At 66.4% G+C, this 21,871-nt stretch carries 22 protein-coding genes; 4 read left to right on the top strand and 18 right to left on the bottom strand.

Annotated features, from left to right (window positions below; genetic code table 11):
• Nucleotides 1-53 precede the first annotated feature (53 nt).
• Nucleotides 54-1,088, top strand: coding sequence for a glycosyltransferase family 4 protein (locus tag TR42_RS04925; protein ID WP_042213607.1), 1,035 nt, complete (start codon nt 54-56; stop codon nt 1,086-1,088).
• Between the two features lie 31 nt (nt 1,089-1,119).
• Here TR42_RS04925 and TR42_RS04920 read toward each other — a convergent pair whose 3' ends face one another.
• The 10 genes from TR42_RS04920 to TR42_RS14750 form a co-directional block, all read right to left on the bottom strand.
• Nucleotides 1,120-1,869 carry a hypothetical protein gene (locus tag TR42_RS04920; RefSeq protein WP_042213605.1) on the bottom strand — a complete coding sequence of 250 codons (750 nt, stop codon included), beginning with the start codon at nt 1,867-1,869 and terminating at the stop codon, nt 1,120-1,122.
• Nucleotides 1,870-2,002: 133 nt separating this feature from the next.
• Nucleotides 2,003-3,007 (bottom strand): hypothetical protein, encoded by a 1,005-nt coding sequence (locus TR42_RS04915; protein WP_042213603.1) that lies wholly within the window; start codon nt 3,005-3,007, stop codon nt 2,003-2,005.
• A 119-nt stretch (nt 3,008-3,126) separates the two neighbouring features.
• Complete coding sequence (locus TR42_RS04910) at nt 3,127-3,657, bottom strand: hypothetical protein (RefSeq protein ID WP_042213601.1); 531 nt, start codon at nt 3,655-3,657, stop codon at nt 3,127-3,129.
• 96 nt (nt 3,658-3,753) lie between these two features.
• Nucleotides 3,754-4,227, bottom strand: a complete 474-nt coding sequence (locus TR42_RS04905; RefSeq protein WP_042213599.1) for a hypothetical protein — start codon at nt 4,225-4,227, stop codon at nt 3,754-3,756.
• A gap of 74 nt (nt 4,228-4,301) precedes the next feature.
• Entirely contained in the window at nt 4,302-4,787 is a 486-nt protein-coding gene (locus tag TR42_RS04900; protein ID WP_143058938.1) for a hypothetical protein, read from the bottom strand.
• Between the two features lie 150 nt (nt 4,788-4,937).
• The gene (locus TR42_RS04895) at nt 4,938-5,249 is read right to left on the bottom strand and encodes a hypothetical protein (protein WP_143058939.1); all 312 of its coding nucleotides are present in this window, start codon (nt 5,247-5,249) and stop codon (nt 4,938-4,940) included.
• The gene (locus TR42_RS14170; protein ID WP_052405610.1) at nt 5,249-6,652 is read right to left on the bottom strand and encodes an arsenate reductase/protein-tyrosine-phosphatase family protein; all 1,404 of its coding nucleotides are present in this window, start codon (nt 6,650-6,652) and stop codon (nt 5,249-5,251) included. The genes TR42_RS04895 and TR42_RS14170 overlap by 1 nt, the downstream gene beginning before the upstream one ends.
• 1 nt (nt 6,653) lies before the next feature.
• The gene (locus tag TR42_RS14570; protein WP_236623360.1) at nt 6,654-7,664 is read right to left on the bottom strand and encodes a CpsD/CapB family tyrosine-protein kinase; all 1,011 of its coding nucleotides are present in this window, start codon (nt 7,662-7,664) and stop codon (nt 6,654-6,656) included.
• A gap of 515 nt (nt 7,665-8,179) precedes the next feature.
• Nucleotides 8,180-8,581: a PqqD family protein gene (locus tag TR42_RS14160; RefSeq protein WP_161786623.1), complete on the bottom strand. Its 402-nt coding sequence runs from the start codon at nt 8,579-8,581 to the stop codon at nt 8,180-8,182.
• Nucleotides 8,571-9,521, bottom strand: a complete 951-nt coding sequence (locus tag TR42_RS14750) for a hypothetical protein (RefSeq protein WP_074789319.1) — start codon at nt 9,519-9,521, stop codon at nt 8,571-8,573. Before TR42_RS14750 ends, TR42_RS14160 begins: the two co-directional genes overlap by 11 nt.
• A 93-nt stretch (nt 9,522-9,614) precedes the next feature.
• On the opposite strand from TR42_RS14750, the gene TR42_RS14745 reads away from it, so the two are divergent.
• Nucleotides 9,615-10,442: a hypothetical protein gene (locus TR42_RS14745; protein WP_143058942.1), complete on the top strand. Its 828-nt coding sequence runs from the start codon at nt 9,615-9,617 to the stop codon at nt 10,440-10,442.
• Here the strand turns inward: TR42_RS14745 and TR42_RS04880 are convergent.
• The 4 genes from TR42_RS04880 to TR42_RS04870 all read right to left on the bottom strand — a co-directional run bounded on the left by TR42_RS04880 (nt 10,382) and on the right by TR42_RS04870 (nt 14,571).
• Nucleotides 10,382-11,137, bottom strand: a complete 756-nt coding sequence (locus tag TR42_RS04880; RefSeq protein WP_042213594.1) for a hypothetical protein — start codon at nt 11,135-11,137, stop codon at nt 10,382-10,384. The two genes, TR42_RS14745 and TR42_RS04880, sit on opposite strands and share 61 nt — an antisense overlap.
• A gap of 62 nt (nt 11,138-11,199) precedes the next feature.
• Nucleotides 11,200-12,156, bottom strand: a complete 957-nt coding sequence (locus tag TR42_RS14565; protein WP_074789322.1) for a glycosyltransferase family 2 protein — start codon at nt 12,154-12,156, stop codon at nt 11,200-11,202.
• Between the two features lie 7 nt (nt 12,157-12,163).
• A complete protein-coding gene (locus TR42_RS14990) occupies nt 12,164-13,348 on the bottom strand; it encodes a hypothetical protein (RefSeq protein ID WP_161786622.1) in 1,185 nt (394 codons plus the stop codon).
• Between the two features lie 290 nt (nt 13,349-13,638).
• Complete coding sequence (locus TR42_RS04870) at nt 13,639-14,571, bottom strand: sulfotransferase (RefSeq protein ID WP_042213591.1); 933 nt, start codon at nt 14,569-14,571, stop codon at nt 13,639-13,641.
• A 396-nt stretch (nt 14,572-14,967) separates the two neighbouring features.
• On the opposite strand from TR42_RS04870, the gene TR42_RS04865 reads away from it, so the two are divergent.
• Nucleotides 14,968-15,882 carry an acyltransferase family protein gene (locus TR42_RS04865; RefSeq protein ID WP_143058943.1) on the top strand — a complete coding sequence of 305 codons (915 nt, stop codon included), beginning with the start codon at nt 14,968-14,970 and terminating at the stop codon, nt 15,880-15,882.
• 301 nt (nt 15,883-16,183) lie between these two features.
• Entirely contained in the window at nt 16,184-17,224 is a 1,041-nt protein-coding gene (locus TR42_RS04860; protein WP_042213587.1) for an acyltransferase family protein, read from the top strand.
• Between the two features lie 274 nt (nt 17,225-17,498).
• Here TR42_RS04860 and TR42_RS04855 read toward each other — a convergent pair whose 3' ends face one another.
• The 4 genes from TR42_RS04855 to TR42_RS04840 are packed head-to-tail and all read right to left on the bottom strand — an operon-like array spanning nt 17,499 to nt 21,866.
• Nucleotides 17,499-18,563: a glycosyltransferase family 4 protein gene (locus TR42_RS04855; protein WP_042213585.1), complete on the bottom strand. Its 1,065-nt coding sequence runs from the start codon at nt 18,561-18,563 to the stop codon at nt 17,499-17,501.
• Nucleotides 18,560-19,618 (bottom strand): glycosyltransferase family 4 protein, encoded by a 1,059-nt coding sequence (locus TR42_RS04850; protein WP_042213583.1) that lies wholly within the window; start codon nt 19,616-19,618, stop codon nt 18,560-18,562. The genes TR42_RS04855 and TR42_RS04850 overlap by 4 nt, the downstream gene beginning before the upstream one ends.
• Nucleotides 19,619-19,626: 8 nt before the next feature.
• On the bottom strand, nt 19,627-20,712 hold the full coding sequence (locus TR42_RS04845; protein ID WP_042213581.1) for a glycosyltransferase family 4 protein: 1,086 nt from the start codon (nt 20,710-20,712) through the stop codon (nt 19,627-19,629).
• A gap of 50 nt (nt 20,713-20,762) precedes the next feature.
• Nucleotides 20,763-21,866 carry a glycosyltransferase gene (locus tag TR42_RS04840; RefSeq protein WP_042213579.1) on the bottom strand — a complete coding sequence of 368 codons (1,104 nt, stop codon included), beginning with the start codon at nt 21,864-21,866 and terminating at the stop codon, nt 20,763-20,765.
• Nucleotides 21,867-21,871 lie beyond the last annotated feature (5 nt).

Genomic DNA, 21,871 nt, shown 5'->3' with positions numbered 1-21,871 from the left:
GATCGGAGCGAAGGTTCGGTCTCGGACCCACGCGGACATGCCGGGGGGCGGCGATGAGGGTACTGCTGGTCACGCACAGGTTCGCGCCGGACGTCGGCGGCATCGAGCGCATGTCAGAGCTTCTCGCCACCCAGTTCGCCGAACAGGGCCACACCGTCACGGTGGTGACGCACAGCACGGCGCGCGACGTGGACGATGCGGCGTTCGGGTTCACGATGCTCCGGAGGCCGACCCCGTCCGCTCTCCTCCGCGCCCACCGCGACGCGGACGTCGTATTCCACAACAACATCTGCCTGCAATTCATCTGGCCGCTGCTCCTGGCGCGTCGCCCGCTCGTGATCGCGGTCCGGACATGGATCAGCCGGATGGATGGCCGGGTGTCGGCGCGCGACGTGCTCAAGCAGAAGGTGCTTGCGCGCGCCCATGTGATCTCGATCAGCGCCGCGATCGCCGAGCACCTCTCGACCGCGTCAACGGTGATCCCGAACTCCTACCGCGATGATGTCTTCTTCGACACGACACCGGTCGCCGAACGACGGCGTACTTTCGCATTCGTGGGACGACTCGTGAGCGACAAGGGCGCAGATCTCGCCATCGAGACCATCGCCAGGCTCGTCGCCGAGGGGAGACCGGCCGATCTCACGGTGATCGGTGACGGACCCGAACGTGAAGCGCTCGAGACGCTCGCCATCGACCTCGGCATCGAGACCCAGGTGCGCTTCACCGGCGAGCTGACGGGGCCCGAGGTGTGCGGCGAGCTCAACGCACACCGCTTCGTGCTCGTACCGTCGCGCTGGGCCGAGCCGTTCGGCGTCGTCGCACTCGAAGCCATGGCGTGCGGCTGCGTGCCCGTGGTCACGCGAGACGGCGGACTCGGCGAGGCGGCGGGAGCTGCCGGCATCGTGGTCCCCAACGGCGATCTCGACGCTCTTGCTGACGCCGCGCGGCAGCTCGTGTGCGATGCGGACGAGGCTTCGGCATTGCGCGCCGCGATTCCTTCGGCGCTCTCGGGGCGCCGCTCCTCCGATATGGGGCGCCGCTACCTCGACGTCATCGAGCGCGCTGCCGCCGGGCTGCCGGTGCGCTGAGCGGGCCCGCGCCGGCGCCTGGCGTGGTGCGTCAGGTGCAACCGGCCTGGACCACCGAGGGCTTGGACACCCAGATGTCGTCACTCACCTGGTGCCCGCGGGCGTCGATCACGGGGTCCACGGTGAAGGTGAACGTGAGCGTCACCAGCCCGCTCACGCCGGAGAGCAGCACGTCGCGGGTGGCGGTGCCGATCGGAAGCAGCGCGTAACCCTGGGCCGCGACCTCGTCGTCGGACGGGCTTCCCGTGGGCCGACCCTTGTCTGCCGGGTGCGCCACCGCAAGGCTGAGCAGGGCGGTCGAGCCGTGCGTACCGTCGGCGGTGAGAGTCATACGCTGACGCGAGCTGATCCAGCCCGAGTCGCTGCCGTACCCGGTCCGGAGATCGAGCGAGAGTCGGTAGACCACCGCAGATGACGCCTCGAACGTGTACCGCGCGGTCACCTCCGCGGGCGCAGATGAGGACAGGTTGTCGTCCATCGAGAGGAACCCCGGCCCACTGATGCTCCACCAGTTGTTCGGAACGGAGATCGCCGCGGCGTCATCGTCGCTCGCGGGCGTCCACCCCGTGGTACGCCAGTCGCGGTGAAGCGCGCCGCTCGTGACCTCCCAGTCGAGAGGCGTGACGGCAGCGGCCGCGCCGAGGTCGGAGTCGACGCACGGCGGCGGCTCCTCGCCGGCACCCCCTGAGGCCGCGGCGGGCGGCGAGCTCGTGGCGACCAGGACGGCCGGCGTCACCCACGCCGCACCGATGACCACGCGCCTCCGCGAGATGTCCGCCATGCGGCGACGATAACGACGAGATCCCTGGAAGGCGCCCGGTTGAACCCCCATTGTGAAGCGATGTGACGCAGATCACATCCGCATTTCGACCGAAAGCGCTCACACCCGACGGCGCCCCGACGATCGCGCGAGCTCAGCGGGAGACGACCCCGGCGGCGGTGAGCGCGACCCCGGCCGACTGGCCCGTCAGCGTGTACTGCACCGCCGTCGCCGTGGCAACCGGTGCCTTCAGCGCGAACCTGAGCTCGTCCGTCCGCTCGGAACCCTTCGAGATCGCACCGTTGTAGCGATAGCGCACCCGCCAGAACCCATCGACCACGGCAGGCACGCCGTCCGCGGTCCAGCCGGCTCCGATTCCGTCCCAGGACGGCAGCAGCGTGCCGTCCGACTCTCCGGCAGGGATGCGGAACTCCACCGCGATGTGGTTGATGGCGGGCCCCACCGGCGACCAGGGTCCCGACCAGACCAGCGCGGCGTTGAACACCCACGCGTCGACCTTCGGGTTGGACTGGAACCACTCCTGATGGCGGATCGCCCCGCCATGGGCGAACGTGGGCGCGTTCGCCGTGAGAACGGCCCTGGTGTCGACCACCACGCTGGGCGGCACCGGAAGGCCCGCGGAGGTGCCGCGCGCGGTGAACGTCACGGCGGCCGCGTCGAGGCTCGCGGTCTTGGGGATGGTGACGGTCAGCGGCGAGGTGCTCGGCGTCGCATCCGTCAGGTTGTCACCCTGCCAGGCGAAGGTGAAGGAAGTCTCCCCGCCCGCCGTCGCTGCCCCGGTGTAGGTCCACGCGGACCCGGAGACGATGCTCGGCGCCTCCCCCGTCACCCGGCCCGAGGGGAGCGCGAGATCGAGAGTGACGGAGGTGACGGGGCTGACCCCAGCGCCTGCGGAGCGCGCCGCGCCCGCATACGCCACCATCGTGTCGAACGTGAATGCGGACTCGTTGAGCGCCGTGAAGGTGCCGGCGAGAGCGAGGGCGCCCTGGGCGGACGAGATGCCTTCACCACCTGACGCGGCAGCGGGCGGCGATGAGGTGGCGATGAGCACGGCGGGCGTGGTCCAGGCGATGCCGTGGAGCACGCGGCGGCGCGACACGGCTTCCCCGCGCGCGCGGGCGTCGTCGACATCTGTCATCGGGGGTGCAACTTCCTCAGCGGCGGGTGCCTCCCATAGACACCCGGAGCTCACTAGTTTACGCCCCGCCGAAGACGCCTGGGCCGGACATCAGGCTCGATGCTCGCGGCGCCTCGACCTCAGATGTCCTCGAGGTTGAACGTGTAGTACGCGTACACAGGGTTGCCGTCGTCGTCGTACGCGGTCGCGGTCATCGTGATGGTGCCCGTGAGGTCCGCCGCGGTGAGCGGGATCTCGTAGTTCACCGTGCCCGAGCCCTCTCCTGGCGCTATGTCGTAGTCGTAGGTGAACGTGACGGTCTCGGATGACTGGGAGACCGACCAGCCGTCGACCGGCTGATCGAAGCTCGCCCCGGGCGGCGCGGGCGCGAGCGCACCGCCGGGAAACTCGACCAGGATGGTCACGGGTCCGTTGACGGTCTGCCCGGTACCGTCCGTCGGCTCGGTGTTGGTGAGGTGGATGTAGCCGTAGATGGTGTCCGTGTTGTACGTCTCACCGGAGCCTTCGAGCTGCCAGTCCGGCGGAGTGTGCGTGGAGGCCGCGGCAGGCGGCGATCCAGTCGCGATGAGGACCGCCGGAGCCGCCCATGCGGCTCCGACCACCACCCGGCGTCGGCTGACGGTGAATCGCGGCTCGTTGGTCTCGGCCATTCGCGCCTCCTTCGACGTGCAGGAAAACATCGCGTACTGGCAGGTTAGAGCGATTCATGCCGCTTTGCGACCGATGCGGCGCACATGTCTTGAATGTCAGAGCGTGCCGGTGAAGAACGCCGACGCGTCCTGACCGTCGACGGTGCCCTCCAGCAGCGCGGTCCAGGCGCTGCCGTTCATGCCCTTGTCGAAGCGCACCAGGAAGGTATCGGCGTCCGAGATGGGGCCTGGTGCGATGAAGACCACCGAGGAGGCGTTGGTGTTGCCGGGATCCCACAGGTCACTCCCGGTCTCGACCTGCACCGAGGCCCCATCGTTCGTGGGCACCCAGTTGACGGTCAGGGTCGCACCCTCGAGCACGGTGCCCTCGGGCAGGCGGATGGTCGCGCGGTAGAGGTCGTCGTTCGCGGACTCGATGCTCTCGACGTAGGACCCGTCGAGCGGGTTCTCAAGGGATGCGGCCGCAGGCGGCGAGCCCGTCGCGATCAGCACGGCAGGGGTCACCCAGGCGGCGCCGATGATCACGTGCCTGCGTGAGATCTCGCGAGACTCGGCCGGCTCAGGAGCCATGAGATGCCCCTTACCCTGGAGGAACGTCCTCCCCCAGGGTAAGCGGTGACCACAGGCGCCTCAACGGCAACACGTCACAGCGTCGCGTCGGTCACCGTCACCGCCGCGCCGCGCGAACTGTTCAGGAAGTACCGCATCGCCGAGGCCACCACCGAGGTCGCGCCACTGGGCGCGCTGAGCGGAATGGTGACCGTCTCGCTCTCGCTGTCCGCCAGGGCCTCGACCGCGAGCGCGATGACCACGCTCGTGGTGCCGTTGCCCGAGACGATGGACCAGGCTGCGCCGTCGGGCACCGTGACGGTCATGCTCTGACCGCTTCGGAGCTCCAGGCGAATGTTCTTCAGCGACTCGTCGGTGTTGGGACCGTTCTGCACGGTCGCGGTGACGGTGTAGTTCTGGCCCGTGCCGTGCGACTGCGAGGCCGCCAGCACGATCGTCGCTGCATCCGGCCCCGACGCGGCGGCCGGCGGCGATGCCGTCGCGACCATGATCGCCGGAGTTGCCCACGCCACTCCCTGGATGATGCGACGGCGCGACAGGCCGTCCTCAGCAACGCTCAACACGAACCCCTCAGCTCGCAAGCCGGGGTCGCCCCGGCGCCTGCGACCAGGCTAGGAGCGGCAGCGATTCATGTAAAGACCTAGGGGAACGCCGTTATCGCTACAGACCGTGGCAAACCCTGGCGATTCGCCCGCCACTTCCCCCACGCCCTAGCGCGGCCGCTCGATGACCATCACGCCGCGCTGCATGAGCACGTCGATGATCTCCCTCACGGCATCCACGCCGTCGGTGTGCTGCGGGGGGCCGAAGACCTCGACCAGATGGTCCGCGAGCGCCTCGAGCGTGATGCCGTCGTGGGCTGCACGGGCGATCTCGGTGGCGACGATCGAGAGGAGCGACACCTCGTTGCCGGACAGCACAAGCATCTGACCGTCACGCTCGATCACGTCGTCCCACACCGACCGCACCCGGTCGTCTGCACCGAGCCCCATCGGAGCGTCGGGCCCTGACCTCGCAGGCATCAGCCGGCCTCCCCGAGCAGCTGGGGCATGAGCGGGATGATGTCGCGAGCCTCGCGATAGCGCAGGCGCGCGATGCCGCCGACCGACTCTGCGAGGTCCGCGAGCGTGTGCAGCTTCATCGGCAGGCGGGCGAGGTACGAGACCTGCTCGGCGAGGTGGGCGAGCCCTTCGAGCAGGGGCACCTCCTCCAGGGCCGGGCGATCGGCGTAGATGTCCCGCTCGATCAGGATCAGCCTGGCCAGTCGCAGGTGTCGGGTCGGGGTGGGAACCAGGTCGAGCGATTCGGGGCCCCACTCCTCTTTGAGGGTGTGCGGAGGGGCTCGGAGGACCGAGAGCGGCTTCGGATACGGCTTGACCACGCGGCCCTCGTAGACCGCGAGGGTCTCATCGGTGACGTAACCGTAGTGCGCGCCGAGCGTGCGCGCGAGCGTGGTCTTGCCTGTTCCGGAGGGCGCGACGAAGCCGACCACGTCGCCCGAGGGCGCCGCGACGCCTGCAGCGTGCAGCAGCACCGGTCCCCCGACTCGGCGTTCGATCGCGCGCACGGTGATGGCGCTGGTGAGCAGGTGCAGCGCGTGACCCATGTCGGGGTAGGCGAGCTCCCCTCGCGCCCGCGCCGCCGCGAGGACCTTCGGATCCGAGTCCACCGTGACCCGGAGCGCGACCTCGGCCGCCGCATCGTCCATGGGCTCGACCACGCACCGGCTCCACATCCGACTCGCGCGCAGGACCATCGGCGCGACATCGGCGCCGGCGAAGTCGACCGCCACGCGCACGCCGAAGGCGTCCAGCACCATCGCCTCGCCGGTCGGCTCCGCAGGGCTCGCCCCCGCAGGCAGCAGCGCCGACCACATGTCCGCGACCCATGCGCACGCCTCATCGATGCGCGCCCCCAGCACCGCGACGTGGATCTCCGCGTCCTGCACGGGCGGCAGGTCGAAGTCGAGGGGAAGGCCCGGCGAGGCGTCTCTGCGACGGGCGAGCATCGTCGCGTGCTCGGCCAGCGGCGCCGCCCGCACCGCACCGTCGTAGAGGTGCGCGAGCTCGGAGAGCGTGAATGCCCGGCGCGCGACGTGCGGGTAGACGCGGACCAGCTGCTCCCATTCAGCCTTGGTGCCGGTGACGATCAGGTCGGCACCGTCCACGATCGCGCCGCTGAGCGATCGCGTGCGGAACCCGTCCGCGTTGGCGCCGAGACGCTCGATCTCGTCACGCACCACGTCGAGCATGAGCTCGCCGTCGGCCGCGTCGAGGCCCGCACTGGTCACGCGGATGCGCTCTGCCGGCACGCCATGGCGGGCGAGGTGGTGGCGGAGCAGGCGTTCGCCGGCCGCCGAGCGCCCGCGGTTGTCGTGGTCGACGATGAGCACCCGCATGCGCGTGTCGATCAGCGGTGCCAACACGTCAGCTCTCCCCCGCCGCGCGGCGCGACTCCCCCTTGGCCGCAGTGTCCCAGTCGAGGATCCCGGCCGGCGGCTCCGCGGCTGCCTGGCGCCGGGTCGCATGCTTCGGGGTGTGAGGCGCAGGCTTCGCCTGTGCCGTCGGAACAGTCGCAGGCTCGGCGTCGCCCTCCGTAGCCTTGCGCTCGTACTCATAGGCGTACGCGTACTGGTCCCGGTGCGCGCCCTTGCGCGGCACCGAGTTGAGGATCACGCCGAGCGCGCGACCCTTGACCTTGTCGAGGTTCTGGAGGGCGCGGTCGAGCAGGTCGATGGTCGTCTTGCCCGAGCGCGCGACGATGAGGGCGCCGTCGGTGCGTGCCGTCAGCACAGCGGCATCCGTCACGGGGATCAGCGGCGGCGTGTCGACCAGCACGATGGCCTTCTTGGGGAAGCCGTAGAGCACGGTCTTCATCGCGTCGGAGCCGAGCAGCTCGGACGGGTTCGGCGGGACCGCACCGGACGCCAGGACATAGAAGTGATCCGTGGGACCGTAGGCCTGGAGGACGTCCGCGGCCTTCGCGCGGCCCACCAGCACGTCGGTGAGGCCTGCCCCCTCGACCAGCCGGAGCTTCTTGGCGATCACGGGTCGGCGCAGGTCCGCGTCGACCAGCACCACGTCCTGACCAGACTCCGCGATCGCCTCGGCGAGCTTGATGACCGCGGTCGACTTGCCGTCGCCAGGGAGCGCCGATGTCACCACGATGACGCGCGGCGGGTTGTCCACGTCCATGAACTGGAGGTTGGTCCGCAGCTGACGCACCGCCTCCTTCATCGCGAAGTCGGTGGTGGCGGTCGGGCTGCCGGAGGCGCCGATAGCCTCGTCGAACGGCAGCGCGCCGACGACGGGGACGTCGAACTCCCGCTCGACGTCCCCAGGCTTTCGGAGGCGGCGGTCGAGGGCCGCCTTGACGAGCGCGTACCCGATGCCGAGCGCGAGGCCCATAAGCAGTCCGAGGGAAACGGCGAACCGCACATTCGGAGATGTGGGCGAGGTCGGGAGGACTGCGCTGTCCAGTGTCTGCAATTTGACGACCGACATATCTACGCTCGCCGCGCTGCCTTCGTTCTCAAGATCGGCGACTGTTTGGGTCATGCCCGCGATCCAGGCCTCCGCCAGATCACGCGCTGCTTCGGGCGTGGGTCCGTTCGCAGCGACACGAAGGACCGCGGTGTCAGTCGGGTTGGTAACAGTCACCCGCGCGACGAGCGCATCGGGCCTCACGCTAATGCCCAACTGCTCCGCGGCGAACTCGGCGACCTTCCGCGACTTCGCGACATCGAGATAGCTCTTGACCCGCGACTTCGCATAGTTGTCGCCTACCAGCGCACTACCGAGGTCCTGGCTTGCGCCAGTGGTGATGATCGCTGAACCTGTCGCCGTGAAGACCTTGTCTTGCGTCAGGGTCCAGGCACCCGCGAGAATCCCCGTGAGCACCGTGATGACAACGATAGCGATCCACCGCGTGCGAAAAACGTGCAGGTAATCATTCAATTCCATGAAACTCCGCTCCCCCACTGCTGCTCGCCAGCCGGTCCAGAGTCGCGGCGAACGCGAAACTGCGATCGGCACTCACTCACGTTCTGGGTGTCAACCGAACGCACGTCGCCAAACTCGACGAAGCCGAGACTCTGCAAGCGAACGAGCAGGGAGAACACATCGTGCTCCAATTCACTCGCGGCTTTGCCATAGCGCTCGCCTAGAAGCTCACAGATTTCTACGATCGTCCGACGCTCGTCGACAGCCGCCCACACCTCGAACGCAGATCCAATGAGAATCAGAGCCTGCTGCTGTACCGACAGCCGATCCGGGTTGAGAAGGACCACAGAGTCTGCGCGCTCAAGGACCGCATTGCCATCGCGCCGCGCTGGCACCACCGAATCAGATTTCACGATCGCGCTCCACCTGGTGGCCACGCCGCACGCGGCTCGATGCTCGCAGAGCCGCCGGCACCGAACGCACCCCTCGCGAAAGTCGCACGACACGAGTGCCAAGAGCCGACGCCCGTCCCGCAACTATTTCAGGGTGATCAATACGCAGACTCGCCGCGGATGGCCAGATCGCCGCGAGCAGCAGACGCGGACGTGAGCGCCACCGAGAATCACGCAACGCAATCAATGTGCGCACAAGTACGGACGCACCTGACGCCGTGCGTAGCCGCCATGCGTCCAAGTCTTTGTCCTTGCCCGGCGGCAACGGGGGGCCCAGTTCGAGTCCGACACGTTCAAGGAACGCACGCGCGGTTTCCATCGCACCGAGCAGCTCGGCCTCCTCCCTGAGTCGCTGCAGCCCCTCGACATCGAATGTGCCTCGTATGGCGGCCTCAAGGTACTGCAACTCCGCGTCGTCACGGACCCGGCGGCCAGGATTGCGAAGTGCATGCAGCGCCCCAACAAGTATCGAAGCTTCACGGTCCAACGCATCGACCATAATCCCGGCAATGTCGATCGCGACCCGACGTTCCCACAGCTCATCGAACACGCCTTCCGGGTCAGCCAAGAATCCAGGAAAATCGCGGTGTACATCAATGTCGCACGGCCAACCCGGATGAATGACGCTGATTGAGTGCGTGGTCAAGAGCCTTCCGAGCGCCGATTCTGGCCTCGGCCTCCAGCCGTAGTCGCCCAACCGCGCGACGAGGTCGCCAACCCGACCAGGTTCACACCAGATATCGGCGTCGGACATGGCCCTCGGCGGACGCAACCCATGGAATTCCGCAACAGGTCCCTTGATGGCGACGGTTCGCGCGCCGATCTCTGACGCCGCCCGTTGCGCAACGACTTGCGCAAGGAGCACCGCATCCCGTTGCGTCAACGCCGTCTCTGATCCCACCTCTGCACGGTACCGGTCGGAGGACTTCGTGCGCTGCACTGATACCGTGATGTGTCCCAGCAACTACGCAGCATCCGGCGAGGAGAGCACCACGTGAGCCCTGAGTCAACTAGGAATCGCGACTATTCCCTCACCTGGTTCGTGCACTTCCGGAAAGCCGGGGGAACATCGCTCGCTCAGCTCGCTGAGATCAACGGCGAGCGCCTCCCCGCTCATCACCGTGGCGCCAACCCGGTCGACACCGATGGTCGTTTCGAGCGAGTCTGGGAACTGTCACCCGAGGGACTCAGCGCGCTAGTCGACACCTACGAAGCATCGGGTGTGACTTTCGTTGCAACGGAGTGGGGGATGCCGGCGCTTGACACACTCATTGCGGACCCGAGGGTTCGGCTCGTGACGTTGATTCGCGATCCGATCGCTCGGATGACATCCAACTACACCTACGACCACTTCCTCGGCGATACGCGAGCAAGATCCATACGCGGCTACTGCGCAGACCGTTCGCATGGACATACTCAGCACAACTACTACTCGCGCATGCTCCTCCGCGAGAGATGGGCGACAGATGTCGCTCCCGCTGAGTCTGCACGCCAAGCACTTGCGGTGCTCGACGGCTTCGACGTCGTCCAGGTGCTTGAAGCACCGAATGCGATGGGTGCGGTAGCCGACGCTCTCGGGTGGGCCTCTGGCGATCTCCACGCGAACTCCGCCGCCCACCAACGATCGACCGTCGCCCGGCGCGCCTTCACCCAGTTAAGGCGCAAGCGGCCCGAGCTGCTGCTTCGTGCGCTAGCTCCAGTCGGCGTTGCTGACGCGGACCGCGCGTGGCTCGTCGACCGCAATCAGGCCGACGTCCAGGTCTACGGGTCGCTCCTCAGTTCGTCCGAGGCTCGCGTCGAATCCGAGGCGAGCCGACTGTAGACCCGCAGATCCGTAGCGTTCCTCTCTGCCAGCCACTCGCGCGATTCGGGACCCACGTGCGGTGCCGCACCGAATGCCCGAATCGCGAGGTCCAAGCGGCCTCGCCCTAGCTGGCGAATGACCCGTATTCCGCGCTGCACTGCTCCAAGGTTCGACGACTTAGCCGCTACAGGCGCGGCCTGCCAATTCAAGGCGTCCGACAGGCCGCTAATCCACGCGGGATCCTCAAGCACCCCGACATAGCGAACAAGCTGAAGACGCCGTGCCACCTCTGCGACCTGCATCGCGCTATCGCCGTCGATCCGGTACGCAGCCCCGAGGATCATGCGCGTATAGTAGTCCGTCTGCGTATGGGTATCGCAGTGATGGTCGACGTACTCTTCGATGGACGTAGCTTCGGTGAATCCGCGGAGATAGTCAAAGCCGAAATTTGAGACGATTCGAGCAACCGGTTCACGGACCACAGTGACTACGTCGACATCCTCCATCGCTGCCAAGGCGTCGAGGTCCGGCACCCCCCACTCGCTTGCCACAAATGTCACCCCAGCTTCGCGCAGTCCATCCACGTGCGCTCGCAATCCGCTGGGGGACAGTTCCCACGGCCTTGCTACCTTGCGATGTTCCAGATCGAGCGGATTGCCGTTCGCGTGGGCCGCCGACAAGACCTCGTTGTTGAAGCGCGCGAGGTCGATCACCGATGACCCTCCGGCCTTGTGGAAGTGAAGAAACCACACGAGCCGGCGTTGCGTAGGTGATCTCACAGCTTGGTCCCTTCGCCAGCCCAGGCAGATTCACGCAGCACCCGCCGTGCCGCACGAGCATCGATGAAAGCCTGCGCTGTCCCGCGCAAACTCGCAAGCAGGGAAGCGCGCGGCTCAAGCCTACGAAGGCGCGCTGCGCCAGCCCAAGCGATGCCGGGCCGGAATCTCTCACCAACGAGTACCGCGCGCAATACGACGGCCGAACGCCGCGTACCAGGCAGGAACAGCAGTGCGGCGAGCGCCGCGTTGCGCGTATCCAGCGCAGTTCGCGCAGTTGCCACTGCCTTGCGGTCATCGGCCGGACCTCGCACCGCAGGGAGATGCTCGACTTGGATATGCGGGTCATAGACACCGACCCAACCGCGCGTCGCGGCGCCCCAACAGAGAAAGAGTTCGTTCCTGTGTTGGGCGCCATCCCCCGCGACTAGGTCGGCGAGTGGGAAGCCGCGTATTGCCGACACACGAAAGGCCATGTTCGCGCCTTTCACGTGGTCGACGTTGCGCGCAGCGCCCTTGCCGAGAGCATGGTTGCCAAGAATGCGCCCACGATGGATGGCCCCAACGATGAGCGATTCCGAGCCGGCAAGCGCGTCTCCCCGGACGTTGTCGCGTCCGCCCACGAATCCGAGTTCCTCGTTGCCAGAGAACGTCGCGACGATGCGTGCCAGCCAGTCGGAATGGGGGCGCGCGTCATCGTCGGTGAAAGCCACCAGCGCAGTGTCCGCCGCATTGATGCCCACCTCGATCGCGGCAGCGAGACCAGGCCGTGTAACCGGGACTACCTTGGCGCCCCAGAGGTCCGCGACCGCGCGCGTCGATGCGTCTTCAGGCCTCGCGACGACGGCGATCACGTCCGGCGCGAAATGCTGCCGATCCAGCGCTTCGAGGCACGCATGCAGGTCGTCGGGACGCCTGTAGCTTGGAACCACCACGGTGACCGAGAGGCTCTGCAAAGCCGTTTCACCCCCTCCTCGTGCTGCGACCAGTTCGGCGATCCCCGCTGTCAGGTTTGCGCACGGAACGGCCTGACACCACTTGGTCGAGCTCCCCTTCGAGGGCCGGCTCGGCAGTTCGCGCCGCGAGTGACGAGCCGAGCGCCATTGCCGCCACAACGCCCGCAGCAGAGGAGAAAGTGTTGCCCGCGAAGGAGTGGACGACGAAGAACACGGTCACGAGCGAGGCCGCCACGGCAGCGGAGTTCCGCAGATTCCGCACGGCCTGCACCGTCATCCACACCAAGAGGCACCCCATGATCACGCCTGCGAAGATACCGAAACGAATCGCGACATCCGGCACCATACCGTCGGAGCGCCTTGCAGCGGGATCCCCCGCAAGCAGCTCCCAAGGCCTCAACAGGGCCGCATAGAGTTTGAGCCGCGCCTGCACCGAGCCATCATTGGCCACGTCGAGGTTGGTGAGGCGCTCGGCAGTGAGCAACTTCGAGGTTTCTCCGAACAGTCCCACGGTGCGCTGCATCACCAAGGTAAGAACTGCCAACAGCACGAGCGGGAGCAGCCGTCCGAGACCTCGCCCATAGAGCAGCGATAGCACGACAATGCAGACTGCAATGCCCGCGAGCGTCGCGCGCACTCCCGAGAGCACGATGGGGAACGTCAGCGCCGCCGCCAACACGAACCACGGAACCCGTGCCGCCCCTCGTGCCTCGAGTGCGCGTGCGAGAGCGACCACGACGACAATCCCCAAGAAGAACGCGAAAGCACCCGGAGCTTCGGACCCGCCAAAGACGCGGACCTGAAGCGGTTCAGGGCTGCCAATACTCGTGAGTTCCGAAGCCGCCATCCATGCCCTGTCCCAGTCGGGGAGAACGTAGAACTGGAGCACTCCATACGCGCCCGCGAGCACTCCGACCACGGGGAGGACTCGCATGACGGCCGGCCATGCGTCCGGAGTGCGACCGTCTGCGATGCTTGCTACCAGCAGTACCGGCAGCACCAGGGTTGTCACGCCATAGAGCACATCGAACGCGAACGCCCCGTGAACGACCACAAGCGCGAGCGCTATCGAAGCGAATACCAGTGCGAGCGGAAGTACCCGGCGGCGCGGACGGGCGACGCCTCGCGTCGGAAACGCCAGCACCACTACCGTGAGTACGAGCGGGACGACCACCAAAGGATCGAAGTCCACGCGCCCCGTATCACCACTCAATACTCGCCTCATCAGGCCCAAGAACGGCGCTAGCATCGCGGCGTAAACGAGAATGCGGGTCCGTGAGCCGAGGCTGAGACCGATCGCCGTGAGTACCACGGCGACCGCTACTCGTGAACTGGCTGTCGCGATGAAGAAGGCCGCCCCAGTCACCACGAGAGCCGTAATCAGATACCAGCCGGGCCCCAGCCACCATGAAGTCGGGGGCGACGCCATCCGCGCGGCAGCACGCGCCGTCGAAGTCCTGTAACGCGATGCGACGCGAGTCACTAGTAGCCCATGCGGCGCTTGACGGGAACCGACAACGCTGCTGCAACCCACTTGTTCGCAGCCGGCAATCTGTCGCGCCAGCGCTCGTCCAACTCGATCGGTCGCGACTCGTAGCGCATGGGGTTGCCCGCGACTGTATGCATATTACCGCTCCGAAAGTTGCGCACTGCATCGCTCTCGTACGCGACACCAACGAAGCTGCACACCTGTTCGAACGCCGCGTGGGGATCGGTCGCGAAGTCCTCATAGCGAAGATGCATGTAGTCGGCGGGCTGCAGGACATTCGTCGCAATCCTCGAGACGAGAGCATTCTGCGCTACCCAAGCGCCAGTCTGGCGGGCTCCGAGATAGATGCTCTTCGCCCTCTGACCCGCCTCGATCTCAGTCCTGGTAACCGAGTACGAGAACGCGACGGGATCCTTGGTCACATGGACGACTTTGAGGTTGAACATGCCCGACCGCGCGAACCACAGCAGTCGATACGGATCCTTCGACGCATCGACGATCCACTCAGGCGCACGACCGCACTGCTCGCGCATCTGATGCGAGAACGCCTCGAACAGGCGTGCATTGTTGGCAGCGTATGCGTTGATCTCTGCGTGCGCATCGGCAGACGCCCGCCACGCGGGAGACATCTGACGGAGCAGCCGAGGGCGGAGCGTTCGCCCCGCGTTGTGATGCTCTCGAAAGAAGTCGATGCCAGGCCCCATCATCTCGGCCAACGGGACCTCGTCGGCCACCGCGCGCCAGAACGGGCACGACGACATGAGCTCACCGCACGAGCACGGTCGAATGTCAGAACGCTCTTCATGCGGCCAGATGTGCGCCTCGCCCACGGTCTCGATGGCGCTATGTGCCCCAAGCATGGACTCGAGCAGCGTCGAACCGCTGCGCCCAATGCTCGCCACGTAGATCACGTTCTGCTTCGGCAAGTCCGCCCCTCCCGGCCGCTACTGGGAGACATCATGGCACGCCTGTTCCGCGGGTGGCTGCGATGCTCATTCGCAGTCGGGCTCGGTCGCGTTCGCGACGCGCCATCGCGCGGATCGGGTCCTGGGCTGTTGCGAGCCGACACCGAAGCATCGAAGTGCCCGGATGTATATTGCTGCGCGAGACGTGGAATCGAGAGCTCGTCCCCAGGCTTGACGGCTCTCACCATGCTTACCCGGGGGAGCAAACATGGCTGGATCGCACAACGGCGCGCAGAAGATTCGTGCCGCATCGCCACTCCGATGGCGCGCGAGAGACAAAGCCAAAGACGCGCGGTTGTTCGTTTTTCTTGAGTGGACGCGCGGTCTCGCAGCTCTCCTCGTCTTCTTCTCGCACACATGCTTCACCGCGTCCCTTGGTTCCGCGAGTTCAGCGAGACGTACTTCGACATAGGCCGCGTCGGTGTCGTCGCGTTCTTCCTCGTCAGCGGATTCATCATCTCAGTAAGCCTCGACCGGACGGGCGAACGCGAGTTCCTGATCAAGCGAGTGTTCCGACTCTACCCCGCGTACTTCGTTGCACTCACGGTCATGCTTGTCGTTGCATACGGCTCGGAGCCATGGACGTCGCCCGCGTGGCTCGCGGAGGTCGCGATCAACTACACGATGTTGCAGCAACTAGTCGGCTTGGGCTCGCTCCTCGGCCCAGCGTGGACCCTGAGCATCGAATGGGTGTACTACGCACAGCAAGTCATCGCGAAGCGACGCGGGCGCCTCGCTCACTCATGGAAGCTCGGCTACGCGTGGCTTGCCGTCTACGTCACAATGAACGTCGCAGAACGCGTCCTCGGCCATGAGCTGCCTGCCACCATGCCGCTCCTACTTGCGACGAGCGCGCTCGGGCACGCCGCATATCAAACTCACCAGGGAATCCTCGTGCGCGCTCAACTGGTCCGGCTAGGATCTGCGATTGTAGTCGGCGTCGCTCTCGGCGCGTGGGTCGGCCTTGATGATCCGCTGTGGAACTCCCTCAACTACCCGCTCTCCTACTTTGGTGGCCTGGCGCTCTTCGCGTTCGCGTTCGCATGCCGCAACGTCGCGCACGTCCCGGCACTCGTGTGGCTCGGCACCGTGAGTTACTCCTTCTATCTCCTGGCGACACCGGTGCGGGTCACGCTCGATCATCTGATCGCGCTTCCCATGGCGTGGCTCACGGCGGTCAACCTGGTGGTCGCGTTGGTGGCGGCGCGCCTCCTTTATGCCACCGTGGAACAACCGTTCAACGCGTGGGGCCGTCGACTCGCGCGCAAATAGGCAACTTGTGCCCGAAAAGGGCAAGCATCCCAGCTGCAGCCTGCCTGTCTCCACTTCTCCGAGTCGTGTAGGCGGCGTCGACCTTGATCCGCGCCTTCGCGCTTGGCTCCGCCGCGCGGCTCCCTCTGCCCCACCCTCCCGCTGTGACATCGCCCAGGCGGATTTCGGAGACTCCCGCGAGCGTGGCGGGCCATCTGGCCGACCCAGAGTTTGGCTGCGAGCGAAAGCGTTTCAGGGAGGCTCACGCGGGTGCTCCTGCCCGTCTCCGTTGCCAACTCACCAGGCCCACTAAGATTCGGTCATGTCCAGAGACCGCTCGCTCGACATCGCCAAGGGCATCGCGATCATCGCCATTGTTGCCGGCCACGTGTGGCGCGGACTGAACGCGGCAGGCGTAGTGAACTCCAAGGCGCTGTTCGAAGCAGTCGACGCGTCGCTGTACATGTGGCACCTCACCGTATTCGCTTTCGTTGCAGGGCTCTTTGTCCGACAGGGCCTCGACCGCGAAGGTCGATGGGCGTATGCAGTGCGGCGCGATGTGACCTTCCTTTGGCTCTACATGGTGTGGTCAATCGTTCAAGGGGCCGCCAAGATTCTGGGCGATACCGCCACCAACGGCGAGGCATCGCCGACGACTCTGCTGCAACTGTGGAATCCCGATGGGCAACTGTGGTTCCTCGGATGGATTGCGATTGTCACGCTTGTCGCCGCAGCACTGAACCCATGGCTCAACCGTTCGGGAGGGTGGGTCGTCCTTGCTGTTGCGGCCGCCGTCTCGGTAGCCACCTGGGGCCTGAACGGGCCCTATCTGGGAACGCAGGGCGCCGCACTCACTGGGTACTACATGGTGGGCGTGGTTTGGCGTGGGGAAAGGTTCGTGCGTTTCCAAGCTCGCTTCTCGACGGCAATGCTGTCCGCAACGGCAGTCGCGAGCTTCACCGCGATGGCGGCGATCGCCGTGCTGCAACCGGCGACGCCGCCCACCACCGGCGGCGCAACGCGCGATGTCGAATCGATAGTTCTCGGAGTCCTGGCGTCTACGCTCGGCCTCGTAGCGGTGCTCGCGGCAGCGCGGTTGCTCGCCTCCGGCCGGCGAGGGGTTGCACTCGCCTACATCGGAGCACGTTCCATGGCGGTCTTCCTCGGGCATATCGTGTTCGCCGTGGGTGCGCGTGCAGCGCTGCTGGCGCTGGAGGTCCACTCATTGCCGGTACTAGTGGTGGTGAGCGTGAGCGTCGGGGTCGTAGGGCCCCTCCTGCTCTATTCCATCGCGGATCGCTTGCGTGTTGCGTGGCTATTCCGGGCCCCGGAAGCGCTGACTTCTCGCGTCGTTGCCCGCTGACTCTGCTTCCGCGCAGTGACGCTGTCGCCCGTTCTTGCCCGGCGATCACCAGGGGGTGAGCCTGGCACGCTTCCGCAATGCTTGGCCACGCCGCGGGCTGCTACATCGCCTGCCCGCCGCCGGCATAACTCGCTCGGCGACCTCAGCCCCCGTCGAGTACGACAGCCGTTCACACTCGTGCCGCCAGCGCGGAATGAACAACACATCACCCGTGGCCATGAGAGCCGGTCAGGCTCCTCGCACCGCTGCGGCGTATGTGGCTGCCACCATCGGCCTAGGGGCGGCGTCCACCAAGCAGCCGCGCATAGACCTTTTCGATGAGTGTCCGCGCACTCGCGTCTGCGAGCATTCCCTCGACGGCACGGCGGTCTCCTTCCGGGTCGACACTTGACGGCGCCGCGACAGCCTGCGCGATCGACAAGACCTCCTCGACGAAGCCGCTGTCATCACGCAGCCGGATCACTAGGGAGGCCCCAAATCGCCCAGCGATGAACTTGCTGCCTGGGTTGGGACTGGCGACCGCCACAGTACCGAGCGCAGCGGCTTCGAACACCGGAATGCCGAACCCCTCGTAGCTCGACGGCGCGAGGAGCGCCCAACTGCGTTCGATGAGCTCATACACTTGGGCGTCGGCGATGCCGCTGTGATGGCGCACCCAACTCGGCCAGTTCGATGCATCGCCTGGTGGCCCCACCACATCAAGTGACAGGTTAGGCTCGAACTGCCGCGCGTGCTCGACTGCTTCAAGCACAACCGCTCCACGCTTCCTCCCGTGGAATGAGCCGATGAACACGAAGGACGGGCGCTCGTGCTTGCTCAGCCCGGCACGTGACACCCTCTGAATGGGCGGCATCACCATGTCACAGTGGAACTCCTCCTGCGAATCGAGGCCGACCGCGATCCGAACCCGTGCGCGCCGTGCCGAGAAATGCTCCAGGGCAGCGAGCACCACGTGATTCATGCGACGGGCGCCACGGGAGCTCACTGCTTCGCGCCAGCTGCTTCCGTGGAACGTGCGGACAAGGGGCGTGCCCCTCAGCCGTAGCGCCCAGTCGTCGCCATGCGAGTGCACGATGTCATACTGGCGGCACTGCAACGCCCGTCGCGCACGCCATGGCAGGCCGTAGTACCGCTGAAGGCGCGTGCGTGGCGCGCCGAGCTCGATGAATCGCACGCCGTCGAGCGGCATCGGATTGTCAAGCGTCGCCACGTCAAGATCAACGAAAGCGCTCAGGCTTTCCGCAAGACGGAACGCGTACCGGCCGACGCCGCCCAAATGCTCACCACTGGCGCTGGGCCACTCGGGGCTCACCATCAGAACCTTGAAACGGCTCGTCATCGCATGGCCTCCAGCTCCCTGTAGAGGTCCACATGGCGTGTTGCGACGCTCCGCCACGAGTAGGACTCCGCGTGCGCCCGACATGCACGTCGGCTTGGAAGCTGTCCGGCGAAGGCCTGCAGCATGCGCACAGCGAGCGCCTCTTCGCTTCCCGCCTCGACGACGAGCGACTCGTCGAGCGGGCGCACCGCGTCGGGCAGGCCCCCGCAATCGGTGACGATCGCCGGACAGCCGCTCGCCATCGACTCGAGTGAGATCAATCCGAAGCCCTCAAGTGCGACCGTCGGCACCACAGAGAACGTCGCGCACGCATACGCCGAGGCGAGCTCCTCGTCGGAGATCCGTCCGAGGAAGAACACGGAGTGATCCAGGCCGAGCTCCGACGCGAGCGATCGCAACGCCTGCTCAAAGGTCCCACTGCCCACCACATGCAGCTGCGCATCAGGCACGTTCGTGACGACTTCTCTCCACGCCCTTAGCAGCACGTCGATGCCCATGCGTCGCTCGAGGCGGCGCACACAGAGCGCGCGTGGAGCCGTCGGCGCCGCAAAGGAAGGCTGGAATCGGTCGATGTCCACGCCGGGTGGGATCACGGAGACGCGTGCTGGATCCACCTGGAACTTCTCAATGACAACAGCCTTGAATGCCTCGGACAGCGTGACGAATGCATCGGCGCCGCGGTAGGCGCGACGCTCGACGAGCCGCTTGAGCGCGACGACCTGTCGACGCTCGCTGGACACCGCGCTCTCCTCGGCCCACGGGCCGTGAAAATGCACGACTCGGGGAGGCTGGCGCACTATCGTCGACTGACCATACAGGGCGAAATGGCAATCGATGATGTCGGCGTCAGATGCGCCAGCGAGCTTCGCTGTGCGTCGCACCCGTTCGACCAACGACATCCCGAGCGGGCCCACCGACCGCCCATACGACGGTGCGGCGCCGAACGCCCACGCGCTAAGGTCCACATCAGCTTCGTCCGCCATCGCCCGCGCGAGCCCGTCGAAATACCGGTTTAGGCCTCCGGGCCGGGCCTCGAACCACTCCGACCCGATCATGCTGACTCTCACTCCGACCCCATCCGTCCGCCACCTGCAACATACCTGCGCAATTCTGCGTCAAAGAGCTCGACGGTCGCCTCGTCCGTGTATCGCTCGGCGATCACAAGCCCGGTGCGCGCAAGCGCGGCCCGGAGTCCCGGCTCTCGGACAAGCCGGGCGAGCGCGTCTGCGAGTGCATCGGGGTCACCCATCGGCACCAAGCCATCCGTCGCGAGCTCCTCAAGCAACTCGGAAGGGCCGCCTCCGGCAGTCGCGATTACCGCGCATCCGTGGCCGAGCCCCTGAACCAGCACCTGGCCGAACGGCTCGGGCCGAGTCGAAGCATGGACCAGGATGTGTGCCGTCTCCAAGAAACTGCCGACGTCCTCCACATGGCCGGCAAACACGATAGGAAGATCGGCTTGCGCCACTCGGGTACGAAGCGACGCGGCGTAGCTTTCGTCCGCGAAGAGGGAACCGCCGACAATCACCACATCGAAGCCGGTTACACCGCGCCGACCAAGTATCTCGACGGCGTCAAGCAGCACGTGCGCGCCCTTCCACGGCGCAAGCCGGCCAAGGAAGACGATCCGTATCGTCGGATCCGGTTCCCGCGAGCGCTCGGTACTCACAGCAACCGAGGCGCTAGTGACTCCTGATTGCGTGAAGACCACGGCGGCACGCTTGCGCGCGAATGCGGGCAAAGTCGACCGACTCCATCCGCTGTTCGCAAGGATGCCCCCGACGCGGGTGAGAGCCAACATCGTCATCGCACGCTTCTCCGGGGCGAGCGAGACCGCATCAACCCCGTCTCGGAGCAACATCACATGCCTACGGCGCGGCACACCCGCGATAGCGCACAGGAGCGTGGCTCTCAGGGAGTTCGAGACGATGATGCGGTCGCGCGAGACGCTGCGGAGCCAACGCACCTGCGCGAACCTCGAGCCGCCCGCAAACACCTGAGTCGAACCAGGACGCGATCGTTCGATCGCCTGTGCGATCGGGCCGTCAGCAAGGAAGGCGACGCTACAGTCGAGGGTCGTGAGCCCCATGAGCCGCGCGAGGGCAAGCTCCGCCCCGCCCGGCACCGCGGTGTGGTCGACGAAGAGCACGCGCGGAATGGTCGCGGGAGAATCTCCACCGCCCGCGCCCCGATCGCGCGTCACGCCAAGCCCATCCAACGACGGAGTCCCTCGCGGAAACGTTCGGGGCTGAAACGCGTCGCGTATCCGGGCAGAGCCGCCCGGTCAATCCTCTCAAGTCGGTCGACGGCAGCTCGCAGGGCCGAGACATCGTCGAAATCCTCCACGTGGACACCGGTCGTCCCGTCGACAACCGACTCCGCTGTCCCGCCAGCTGCGTTCACGATGACACGGCAACCTGCCGCCATGGCTTCAACCGGCATGATTCCGAAGTCCTCCACCGGAGGGAACACGAACGCGATGGCCCGCCTATAGAACTCCTCCAGGAGCCCGTCGGATGGGTGGCGGACAAATACCGTAGGCGCACCGAGATCCGCGGCAAGCGCGACTAGCCGTTCATCCTCCGGGCCGCCGCCGGCAATGACCGTCGGGATGCCCAACGCGTGTCCCATCCGAATGATCTTGTCCATCCCCTTGTACGGGACCCAACGAGACGCACCCAGGATGAACTCACCAGGGAGACGTTCGAGGATCAACTCCTCGCCGTGCTCCAACACGGGCTCGGCCCGCGCAAACCGATCTATGTCGACGGGCGGGTAGATCACCTCGGCCGGCACACCCCAGGCGGCTTCGATCCTCTCCCGCACGAACGCGCTATTCGCCGCGAAGACTTGCCCCGGTTCCTGCGCGCGCACGCGGTCAATAGCGCGCAACGGCGCGCCCAGCGCTTGGATCGCGGGGTGCGCACCCCGACCATCGTGCTCGGGGCTCCAGAGGTACCGAGCGGGCGAGTGAACATACGCATACCGCGGCACCTCCGGGGCCCCGCGAAGTCGAGCGTGATGCGCGAAAGCGTGGGAGCTCGACAGTAGCCAGTCCGGGGTCGGGTTGAGATCGAGCCTCCGCCAGACGATAGGCATCAGGGGAAGCGCTGCAGCCTTCGATCTGCGCAAGGGTGTACGCGCGAGGACCGTCTCGGCTACGGGTACATCGAGCGCCGCACCGTCCGTGTCATCCCAGAGCGCGACCACCGCAGCGCCAGGAAGGGCCTCGACCATCTGGGCTACGACCTTCTCGGCGCCACCGCGGTTCTCGATCCACTCCTGAACGATGAGTCCAGCCATCCTCA

The sequence above is a fragment of the Demequina mangrovi genome, assembly GCF_000759715.1.
Lineage (GTDB): Bacteria > Actinomycetota > Actinomycetes > Actinomycetales > Demequinaceae > Demequina > Demequina mangrovi.
Note: the sequence above shows the minus strand (reverse complement) of the source record. Positions and strands in the feature narration are given on the sequence as shown.

What these genes read in the sequence shown, in the direction of transcription:
- TR42_RS04925 (WP_042213607.1), top strand. Translation starts at nt 54, where the DNA reads ATGAGGGTACTGCTGGTCACGCACAGGTTCGCGCCGGACGTCGGCGGC.
- TR42_RS04920 (WP_042213605.1), bottom strand. Translation starts at nt 1,869, where the DNA reads ATGGCGGACATCTCGCGGAGGCGCGTGGTCATCGGTGCGGCGTGGGTG.
- TR42_RS04915 (WP_042213603.1), bottom strand. Translation starts at nt 3,007, where the DNA reads ATGACAGATGTCGACGACGCCCGCGCGCGCGGGGAAGCCGTGTCGCGC.
- TR42_RS04910 (WP_042213601.1), bottom strand. Translation starts at nt 3,657, where the DNA reads ATGGCCGAGACCAACGAGCCGCGATTCACCGTCAGCCGACGCCGGGTG.
- TR42_RS04905 (WP_042213599.1), bottom strand. Translation starts at nt 4,227, where the DNA reads ATGGCTCCTGAGCCGGCCGAGTCTCGCGAGATCTCACGCAGGCACGTG.
- TR42_RS04895 (WP_143058939.1), bottom strand. Translation starts at nt 5,249, where the DNA reads ATGCCTGCGAGGTCAGGGCCCGACGCTCCGATGGGGCTCGGTGCAGAC.
- TR42_RS04865 (WP_143058943.1), top strand. Translation starts at nt 14,968, where the DNA reads ATGCTTCACCGCGTCCCTTGGTTCCGCGAGTTCAGCGAGACGTACTTC.
- TR42_RS04860 (WP_042213587.1), top strand. Translation starts at nt 16,184, where the DNA reads ATGTCCAGAGACCGCTCGCTCGACATCGCCAAGGGCATCGCGATCATC.
- TR42_RS04855 (WP_042213585.1), bottom strand. Translation starts at nt 18,563, where the DNA reads ATGACGAGCCGTTTCAAGGTTCTGATGGTGAGCCCCGAGTGGCCCAGC.
- TR42_RS04850 (WP_042213583.1), bottom strand. Translation starts at nt 19,618, where the DNA reads ATGATCGGGTCGGAGTGGTTCGAGGCCCGGCCCGGAGGCCTAAACCGG.
- TR42_RS04840 (WP_042213579.1), bottom strand. Translation starts at nt 21,866, where the DNA reads ATGGCTGGACTCATCGTTCAGGAGTGGATCGAGAACCGCGGTGGCGCC.